The following is a 10,114-nucleotide window of genomic DNA, read 5'->3' as shown; positions in this document are numbered from 1 at the left end:
AAAACAGATAAATTGTAATGATTGAATTAAAAATATATAGGGTCAAAAGATAGAAACAAAGGAATTTTGAATGATTGATTTTTTTAAAATCAATGTAAACTATTATCCCGCTTAAAACCACACTCAATGCAAACAGGATGCCGGAGATCATTATTGAGATTGTATAGGTATTGATTGACCCAAGCGTTTCGATACTTTGCTTTTTTATTGCGACCCAGCATAATATATGTATCACCATTATAATACTAGGTGAAATGCTCCAAATTCGTATTCTTATTTGATCTGGGTTTAACCGCCTTAACAACAGCTTAATGATCCATATGAGAGCAATGAAGATGGTTATTATAGTTAAATTTACCCATGAAATTGTTAATAGTAAGCGCGTAAAGACCAGCATTCCTGAGATGGGTTTGAATGTTTGGCCTGTTCCAAAAGAAAGGCCTGTTTGAATGATTTTCCCTTCCAGAGGATCATTTGATTCAATCAGGGCGATTTTATCCTGTTTTAATGCTTTTATTCCTTTGCCATCAAAAATGAACTTTTGCATTCTACCTATTTTTTGAATGATGGGACCGAAATTAATCGTGTCATTTTCAATACGCAAATCGTGAATTTGTCCGATATTTAATAGAAACTGAGCCCAATTTCTCGGTGGACTGATTGGGACATAATACCCTTCGTTTATGGTTGGTGTTTTAAGAGAATATTTCAACGTTTTTTTATGAACTTTTTTACTAAGAAATTTCTTTATTTCATTCCCAATCCGCTTCAAAGCGATACCATTGTCATTGTTAATCATAATGGCGTATCCCATTTGATGCTCTTTTGAATAACTGAAATCAGTCTGGCCACCGAATACTTCCCCGTCATGTCCTCTGAAAAGTATAAGGCCATTGTTTTTGATGTAATTGGAGAGACCATATCCCATTTCTAAGCCTGTTTTTGCCCCAGTGCTTGTCATAGCTGTTTCCATTCTCTTAAAAGCTTCAGGGCTGATGATATTTGTACTATCTGTTCTTAATGTGAAAAACTTAAGCATATTTATCATGTCTACAGGTGAAGCATTGATTGCCCCGCTTGGCCGCATTATTAAGTTCCAATAGTCCTGTTTTACATTATTTACATAAAGTGAAGCACCATGCTTTTTGTATACCTCAGAATTGAAGTAAGTGGCAGTTGTCATATTTAAGGGTTTGAAAAAATTTTCCTGAACATATTTTTCAAAGGGCATGTTAGTGATTTTTTCAACTATGTATGCTGCAACTGCCGGTCCTGAATTGCTATAAGCTACTCTGGTACCAGGAACCCACCGTGATGTTCTGGAGTGAGGGTGGAGGTCTAACGCATTTTTTAATGAGATCGGATCACTTTGGTTATGCGTGTATTCAATGCCATGAAGATCATCCCAACCTGTAGTGTGTTCTAATAAGTGTGCAATGATTACCGGATCAGTTTTTTCCCATTTGTTTTGAAAAGAGATTTCAGGAATATGTTTCCTTATTTTGTCATTAAGGTTGATTTTTCCTTCATCTTGCAATTTTAGAATAGCAAGAGAAACAAACATTTTTGCAGTTGAGCCAATTCGGAACATTGTGTTTTCATTGGCAGCTATACTATCTTCTAAACTCTTATATCCAATGGAGGTAACCCATTCTTGACCATCAGGCATTAATAGGGCAATTCCTATGGCAGGGATTTTTCTGTTTTTTAATATTTGCTCGATTTTGGTTTGAAGCTCAGGTATATCATTAGAGTTTTCCTTATTCTCTTTTGCAATTACTAACTGAGCTATTGTCAATAGTATAAATATTAGACAAGTTTTGAGTTTTCTCATTTTATGGTTCTTGCATTAAACTTAGGTAGCAAATTTAATTCGGATAAGTAATTCAAAAGTCCGAGTTTATAAGGTCAGACCAAATATTTAGTGACTTTTTTGCTTTCTGAAGGCTGTAGGTGTCATGTTCGTAAACTTTTTAAAAACAGCATTAAAGGTAGATTTGGAATTAAAACCGCAGCGATATGCGATAATCATTATCGGGTCACTAGTGCTTTTTAATTCTTTACAAACTTCTTTTATCCTGTATTGATTAATGAAATCAAAGAAGTTACTTTCGAACTTCCTATTGATAACCATAGAAAGAAGGTGAGGCTTAATATTCACACGTTTTGCCAGTTCCCCTAAAGATAGCTCCGGGTCAAGGAAAGGTTTATATTCCGTCATGTATGATTCTAATACTCTGAAAGTAGATGCTAATCCCTCCAACTGCTCTTCCTCATTTTCTTTAAATGACTTCTTTGCCTTGTTATTATTTTTTATATCGCCAGATTCAACCAGTTGATATTTTTGTAATGTGGCATGATAGCCAAAGTAAATAGTGATGGATACTATACATATTACAAATAGGTTTCTTATGCCCAGGTAGTCAAAAGAATGATCGATTAATGAAAAACTCATAATCGCAAGTGGGATCCAGAGCAAACAAAACCAGGTAATAAGTAATTTTAAAAGCCAATTCAAATTAATTTTTGATAGGCTTGAGAACTGATTTTTAATTACTGATCTGTATTGTTTGAGTTTTTTAAAGCTTAAAAAGAGGTAGAAGCCATTATGAAATACAATAATAGAAATCAGGGTATTTTGGATATAATTAGTTTCGTAGGCGTTAGATTCCTGAGCAAAGGCATGACTGAAATAAAGTTTGTTTAATTCATGGAGTGGTATTGTAAAAAGTGGATAAACCGCAGTAATCATAATAAATGGAATTGGGAGAAGGTGCGGCCACATAAACCTCCAATTGAAATTTTTATCAAGAAGTGTACTGGAAAACCAATAAATAAGAATTCCGTCCACAAAAAATAGCTTAATATCGAAAAAAAGGTATACTGGAATTCCATGAAGATGCACTGTTGACCTCATCAAAATACCGATGAAACGAATACATCCAAACAAAAGAATAACAAGTGCAACTCGATTTGATGAACTTGATTCCTTTTTTGAACTTAATATGAGTATTGAAAACAATACCGCACCTATTCCGAGTAGTAAGACTGCGTCAGCAAATTCTTTGGGTATTGTCATTTGTTTCAATTTATAGTATTTGAAGCCGTTCGAAATTTTTGTCCGCGGACAAAAATATACTAAGAAATTAGGTTTTTGGATGAGACACAATGAGAAATGGCAGGAAACGATAGGAAACAATTGGAAATAAAAAAGCTTCTTAAATGTGTTTTTAAGAAGCTTTTTCCTAGTTTTTATAAGAAATTTCCTATCAAACCTCCCATCTAACTTTTCAACTCCAGCATGACTACGTTTTCCACATGGTAGGTGTGTGGGAACATATCTACTGGTTGAACAGCTTTTACACTGTATTTTTCATCTAAAAGAGCCAGATCACGTGCCTGTGTTGCCGGGTTACAGCTTACGTAGACAATACGCTTTGGAGCTACCTTCAGGAGCATTTTTATCACATCAGCGTGCATTCCAGCTCTTGGAGGGTCAGTGATTACCACATCAGGATGAGGGTGTGTACTCATAAATCCATCATCCAGAAGGTCCTTAATATCACCAGCGTAAAAGCGGGTATTTTCAATGGAGTTAATTTGGGAATTAATTTTAGCATCCTCAATGGCTGCAGCCACATACTCCATTCCAATTACTTCTTTGGCTCCTTTTGCTACAAAGTTGGCGATAGTTCCTGTTCCGGTGTACAGATCATAGACAATTTCATGACCTTTCAGGCCGGCCAAATCACGAGTCACTTTGTAAAGGTCGTAGGCTTGTTGCGCATTGGTTTGATAAAAGGATTTTGGCCCCACACGAAATTTTAGTCCTTCCATCTCTTCAGTGATATAAGGTTCTCCTGAGTAGGTTTTAACTTCCAGATCGTGAAAGGTTTCATTTCCCTTTGGATTAATAACATACTGCAAAGATGTGATCTGCGGGAATTTTTCTTGTAGATATTTTAACAGCCCTTCAATTTCTTCTTTAGAATCGTAATAGAACTGCAAAATTACCATCACCTGGCCTGTATTGGCCGTTCTTATGATGAGGTTGCGCAATAAACCTTCCTGCTCGACCAGATCAAAATAAGTTAATTGATTAGCTTTTGCATATTGGTCCACTGCTAAGCGGATTTCATTAGAAGGTTCCGGTTGAAGGTAACAATGATCAATGGCAAGAATTTTATCAAATCGACCTGGAATATGAAATCCAAGCGCATCCCGATCAAGTTCTTCAGCTGAATTAATTTCTTCTTGAGTAATCCAGCGTTTATTAGAAAAGGTAAATTCAAGTTTATTTCGGTAGTAAGTGGTTTGCTGAGAGCCCATAATAGGACTGATCTCTGGTAATTCCACTTTGGCAATTCTCTGTAGATTGTCCGTTACCTGCTGTTGTTTGTAATGCAATTGTTGCTCATAAGTTAGATGTTGCCATTTGCATCCCCCACAAGTCCCAAAATGTTTACAAAAGGGCTGAACCCGAAGTTTGGAATATTCATGAAAATGAATGGGGTAAGCCTCTAAAAAGCTTTTCTTTTTTCTTTTTACCCGAACATCTACCACATCACCGGGTGCTACACCTTCTACAAATACCACCTTATTTTCATGACGGGCGACACATTTTCCTTCCGCTGCCACACTTTCAATAGGAAGCTTCTCAATTACTATATTTTTCTTCTTTCTGCTCATAATCAGGCGCAAAAATAAAGAGAAGTTGGCAGAAGAAGGAAATTGACAAGGATAAAAACTTTCTTTTCATTAAAAATTATAGTAAAATACTAAAAATCAAAAAGTTCCTTCTTCTATTATCTTCTTTAACCGACCACTTTATTGATTAATTGGGTTCATGAAAAAGTCAATTTATTCCTTCCTTTTCTTTTGGTTGTTTATCCCTGCTTCTTTATTGGGAACGCACATTGTTGGTGGAGAATTTGAATTAATTCACTTGGATGGTCAAAAATATCGCTTAAACCTTATACAATATGTAGATGATATTAATTCTGGATTACCCAATGATGACCCAGATGCAATAGCCTATATATTTGATAAGAAAGAAAATAAGTATATTTCACAAGTTACCCTTTACAGAAGTTCCTCAGAAAATGTTCCTTACACTAATATTGATTGTACCGATGATGATTTATTAAAAACCCGTAAACTTATTTACTCTGCCGAAATTTATTTGTCACAAGAGGTGTATAATGATCCCCAGGGGTATTATGTTGTATATGAAAGATGTTGCCGAAATAATGTGATTGACAATGTCTATCGTCCTGCAGATAATACGGTGGGGCAAACTTTTTATTTGGAATTTCCCCCTGTTGTAAAAGATAACAACCCCTTTATTAATTCTTCTCCAATACTATTTCCACCTCTTCGCGATTATGCCTGTGTGGGACGTAAATTTTATTTTGATTTTGGAGGAACAGATATGGATGATGACTCTTTACATTATTCTTTGGTGACTCCACTTACTAGCTCCACTCTTGAAGCTATTCCAGTTCCACAGCCAGCTCCTCATGAAGAAGTTACTTGGGCAGATTGGGTAGAAGATAAAGTTATTCCTGGAAACCCCTCTTTGGAAATTAGTGGGGAGGGTTTTTTGACCGTTCAACCTGAATTTCAGGGTTTGTATGTATTTGGGGTAAAATGTGAGGAGTTTCGTAATGGAATTAAGATTGGAGAGGTTCGCCGTGATTTTCAGCTTTTGGTGATTAATTGCCCAGATCCCGGTGAGCCTCCAAGAGTGCAAATAAAAGATTTGGATAGTGGTGATTTTTTGGAAGATGGGACAACACTAATCTTAAGACGGGATCAAGATTATTGCCTTCAAGCCATAGTTACGGATCCTGATGGGGGTGAAAATGTAAGTCTCATTACAAACGCACTAAATTTTGATCCCTCAAAGGTAGGTTTTTCAGGTAAAGTTGAAGAATACCTAAAAACTGCAGAAGATTCCTTAAAAACCGAATGGTGTGTAACGGATTGTAACGATTTGCCTGAGGAAATGGAAATTGAATTTATTGCCCGAGATGATGCCTGTAGTTTACCTTTATCGGATACGTTAAAATTAAATTTAAAGATAGAATCGGCCTTTAACAATGCTCCAAACATTAACTCTTCTTTGGGAAAAGCTGAGGTGGATGTTTATTTGGGAGAAGTTTTGGCTTTTGAACTATGGGGTGAAGACTTAGATCCTAATGACTTAATAAGATTAAGTATGGGAACCAATTTTTCTCCTTCTGACTACGGCATTGACTTTACTCCCGTTGAGGGGTATGAGAAAGTTGAGTCTTCCTTTCGGTGGGAATTAAATTGTGAAAAAATTGATTTGGACGTTAAGGATGAATTTATTTTCTATTTTACCGTGGAAGATGATGCCAAATGCGTAGCTAATAATTATGATACCTTTGAATTAAAGGTAAATGTACTACCACCTGAAAATGAACCTCCTGTTATGGAAATTACCAATCTGAGTACCAGTTCTCTGGAATTATTGGTGGGAGAAACCCTATCTTTTGGCCTTTTAGGTACAGATGAAGATATTGACTTGATCGAGCTCAAATGGGAGCCTCAATTGGATGATAATGTGGCAGAAGGGTTTTCATTTGTACCTAAAGAAGGAAGAGGGGAGGTGGAATCTGATGTGGTATGGAGTCCTAATTGTTCACATTTAGGGGAAAATGGCGAAGAAGCTTCTTATGATTTCACCTTTGTGGTTGCCGATCGTCATTGTAGCTATAGTAAAGGTGATACGGTAAGTTTAAGGGTTACTGTGAAAGATATTTTTTCTGATTTTGACAACTTTTTGCCAGCAAATGCTTTTACCCCTAACGGGGATGGAATTGGGGATTACTATTTTATAGAAAACTTACCCAAAGATAATTGTCAAAATCAATTTTTGGGAATACAAATTTACAATCGATGGGGGAGAGAGGTGTATGCTTCAAATGCCAGGGATTTTAAATGGGATGGGGGAGGGTTTTCTAGTGGAGTTTATTATTTGCGAATTGAATATACGGAAGCAGTGTATAAAGGTGTTGTAAACATTCTTTATTAAAAAATTCATAATAATGAGTAGTAATTTGTGGGTGTCTTTTTGTATAAACTCTGAAAACCCATAGAAATTCAATTCATCTGCTATTCAGTTGCGGATATTGTTAACATACTGCCACACATTCCTGCAGAACAAGCGGCTTCGGAAAAAATCATTTCTCCGGATAGCGGTTGTGAGAGTTTACTCTTATCCCGATATATGGCACAGGCTTTTAGCCCCAATTTCCAGGCTTCAAAGTACACTTTCTTTATTTCTTCTTTTGAGGCTTCCTGAGGGAGGTTTACGGTTTTGGAAATTGCTCCCGAAATGAAGGGTTGTACTGCAGCCATCATTTTTACATGACTTAGAGGATTTAAAAATCGTTTCCCGGTTGGGCCACAGCGATTGGCGCAGTCAAAGATAGGTAGATCTTTTTCATTAAGATGTGGAGCTCCCTCAATAGTCATAGTTTTTGAGATATGATCCAAAATACTTTTTATTTGCTCAGGATTATAGCCCAAGGTCTTCAAAGCATCTTCCACGGCTTGATTGACGATTTTTACTTTGTCTCCACCTACCAAGCTCTTAAACTTCATTAGGGCATAATCAGGCTCAATACCGGTAGTATCACAATCCATTAACAAGCCGATTGTTCCGGTGGGTGCAATTACACTAACTTGTGCATTTCTAAAACCAAAATGGTTTCCTAATTCTAGGGCTTTTTTCCATTGCAGTCGGGCAGCATTTAAGATATTTTTTGGACAATTTGAAAAGGATATGGTAGGTGGCTTCTTTTTTAATCCTTCAAAATTATTTACAGAAGAGTCAATAGCCACTTGATGGTTATGTAGAACCTGCAGCATATCTTTTTTATTTTCTTCATATTTCTTAAATGGACTAAAAAGGGAAGCTAATTCTGCAGAGGTGGAGTAGGCAATACCTGTCATTAAGCTACTTATTCCGGAAGCCCAGGCTCTACCTCTTTCACTGTCATAAGGAATGGCAGATCGCATTAATAATCCTCCTAAATTGGCATAACCTAAACCTAAAGTCCGGTATTCGTAAGAAAGTTTTGCAATTTCCTTTGAGGGAAATTGAGCCATTAATACACTAATTTCCAGTACTACAGTCCAAAGTCTACAAGCATATTCAAAGGCTTCTGTGTTAAATTCTTGTTTTTCCTGATCCCAAAACTTTACCAAATTGATTGATGCTAAATTACATGCCGAATTATCCAAAAACATATATTCTGAGCAAGGGTTTGAGGCATTTATCCTTCCCCCTTTAGGGCAAGTATGCCAATTATTTATGGTGGTATCGAATTGAACTCCTGGATCCCCACTACTCCAGGCTGCAGAGGCAATTGAATCCCATAGCTGTTCTGCTGGGATTTCCTTGACTACTTGCCCACTGGTCCGTGCTCTCAGCTTCCAAACTCCCTTTTCTTTTAAGACTTTAAAAAAGTCATCTGGAATTCGAACAGAATTATTTGAATTTTGCCCTGACACTGTCTGGTAAGCCTCTCCTTCGAACCCTTCAGAGTATCCTGCCATAATCAGTGTTTCGGCTTTTTTTTCTTCCCTTGCCTTCCACAGAATAAAATCTTCAATTTCAGGATGGTCCAAATCTACCACTACCATTTTTGCTGCTCTTCTTGTGGTACCACCCGATTTAATGACTCCTGCTGCCTTGTCTCCGACTTCAAGAAAAGACATCAGTCCGGAAGAGTAACCCCCACAAGAAAGTTCTTCATTTTTTGCTCTGATTTTTGAGAAGTTAGTGCCTACTCCGGAGCCATATTTAAAAATTCGGGCTTCTTTTAGCCATAAGTCCATAATTCCCCCCTCATTCACCAATTCATCTTTTACCGGTAAAATAAAACATGCATGGACTTGGGGGCGTTCATAAGCGGAAGAGGAAGGTTTAATTTCCTCTGTATGTGGATCTACATAGTAATGACCTTGAGGCTTTCCTTTTAATCCATAGGAGGAAAATAAACCGGTATTGAACCATTGAGGGGAGTTAGGGGCTCCTTGTTGAGCTAACATTGAAAATACTAGCTCGTCATAAAAAACATTCGCATCGTTGGAGGAAGCAAAATAACCATATTTTTCACCCCATTCTTTCCAACAATGAGCTAATCGATGAACCAGTTGCTTAACAGAATTTTCACCTACAAATTTTTCTTCTTCATAGGGTACTCCACTTTTTCGGAAATATTTCTCGACTAATATTTGGGTAGCCAGAGAGGACCATGTAGCCGGTACCTCCACCTCAGTTGGTCTATTGTCAGTCTTTTCTTCAATTTCAAACCCTTCAGTTTTAATTCGTTTATAGGAAAATTGATTAAAAGGACTTATTCCCTCTTTGGTATTGAAACGATAGAAGGATAGTCCTTTGGATGATTTTTGGCTCCTAGTAGATGTTTTCATATTATGGGATTGTCAAACTGAATGAATAGCTGCATTCCTATTCTTTTATACTAGATAAATTAAGAGCATGTCTAAATTTTTCTGTTTGTTGTAAATGCCTTTTTAAACCCTGAACTACTTTGCGTTTTCATCTACGAATTTCTATTTAGTTGATGAAAAGTTATTATTGGGGTTTCCAAATGGATTTTTTGCTTTTTATATAAAAAATTAGTTAGGCACTTTTTATAAAGGATAAAAGAGTATTTAACTACTCCATAGAACAACAATTATCAACTCAGGGTTTGAAAAGAGGGTTTTTCAGGAATTAAGATTTTGGAAGAAAAAGTGAGGAATCGAGATTAAATGAAGAATTGTGGGGCTTAAGAATGATAAAGAAGTTGTACGATATAAAAGATTTTCTTACCTTTTACGGGAAATGAATAAGGCTTTGAGGTGGTGGATATAGGATATGAGATCAAATATTAAAAAAACACCTTTCCTACAGGATGCCATAAGGGTGCTCTATTTATTTGCTTCAATTTAGATGACTTCTTTGTTTCAGAGCTTCATTTAGGCGATGAAGTGGAATCCTGTGGAAAGGTTTATTATTAAGATTAAACTATTGTATTAATAGGTAATAATATAGTTTCTTTTATTTCAATCGGTA

At 36.4% G+C, this 10,114-nt stretch carries 5 protein-coding genes; 1 reads left to right on the top strand and 4 read right to left on the bottom strand.

The features are described 5' to 3' along the window. The 3 genes from E1171_RS15380 to rlmD all read right to left on the bottom strand — a co-directional run. Positions 1–1,834, bottom strand: a 1,834-nt coding sequence (locus E1171_RS15380) for a serine hydrolase domain-containing protein (protein ID WP_155206932.1), incomplete at its 3' end; no start/stop codon positions are given. An 87-nt stretch (positions 1,835–1,921) separates the two neighbouring features. Further along, positions 1,922–3,079, bottom strand: coding sequence for a helix-turn-helix domain-containing protein (locus E1171_RS15375; RefSeq protein ID WP_155206931.1), 1,158 nt, complete (start codon positions 3,077–3,079; stop codon positions 1,922–1,924). Positions 3,080–3,282: 203 nt separating this feature from the next. Beyond that, entirely contained in the window at positions 3,283–4,689 is a 1,407-nt protein-coding gene (rlmD, locus tag E1171_RS15370; protein WP_187696482.1) for a 23S rRNA (uracil(1939)-C(5))-methyltransferase RlmD, read from the bottom strand. A gap of 157 nt (positions 4,690–4,846) precedes the next feature. Here rlmD and E1171_RS15365 point away from each other — a divergent pair, with 157 nt between their 5' ends. Continuing rightward, the gene (locus tag E1171_RS15365) at positions 4,847–7,060 is read left to right on the top strand and encodes a T9SS type B sorting domain-containing protein (protein WP_155206930.1); all 2,214 of its coding nucleotides are present in this window, start codon (positions 4,847–4,849) and stop codon (positions 7,058–7,060) included. Positions 7,061–7,140: 80 nt separating this feature from the next. On the opposite strand, the gene E1171_RS15360 is transcribed toward E1171_RS15365, so the two are convergent. Beyond that, positions 7,141–9,468 (bottom strand): vitamin B12-dependent ribonucleotide reductase, encoded by a 2,328-nt coding sequence (locus tag E1171_RS15360; RefSeq protein WP_155206929.1) that lies wholly within the window; start codon positions 9,466–9,468, stop codon positions 7,141–7,143. Positions 9,469–10,114 lie beyond the last annotated feature (646 nt).

It is taken from the genome of Xanthovirga aplysinae (genome assembly GCF_009711365.1).
Classification (GTDB): Bacteria; Bacteroidota; Bacteroidia; order Cytophagales; family Cyclobacteriaceae; genus Xanthovirga; species Xanthovirga aplysinae.
This window is presented reverse-complemented; position numbering and strand designations above follow the sequence as displayed.

What these genes read in the sequence shown, in the direction of transcription:
- rlmD (WP_187696482.1), bottom strand. Translation starts at nt 4,689, where the DNA reads ATGAGCAGAAAGAAGAAAAATATAGTAATTGAGAAGCTTCCTATTGAA.
- E1171_RS15365 (WP_155206930.1), top strand. Translation starts at nt 4,847, where the DNA reads ATGAAAAAGTCAATTTATTCCTTCCTTTTCTTTTGGTTGTTTATCCCT.
- E1171_RS15375 (WP_155206931.1), bottom strand. Translation starts at nt 3,079, where the DNA reads ATGACAATACCCAAAGAATTTGCTGACGCAGTCTTACTACTCGGAATA.
- E1171_RS15360 (WP_155206929.1), bottom strand. Translation starts at nt 9,468, where the DNA reads ATGAAAACATCTACTAGGAGCCAAAAATCATCCAAAGGACTATCCTTC.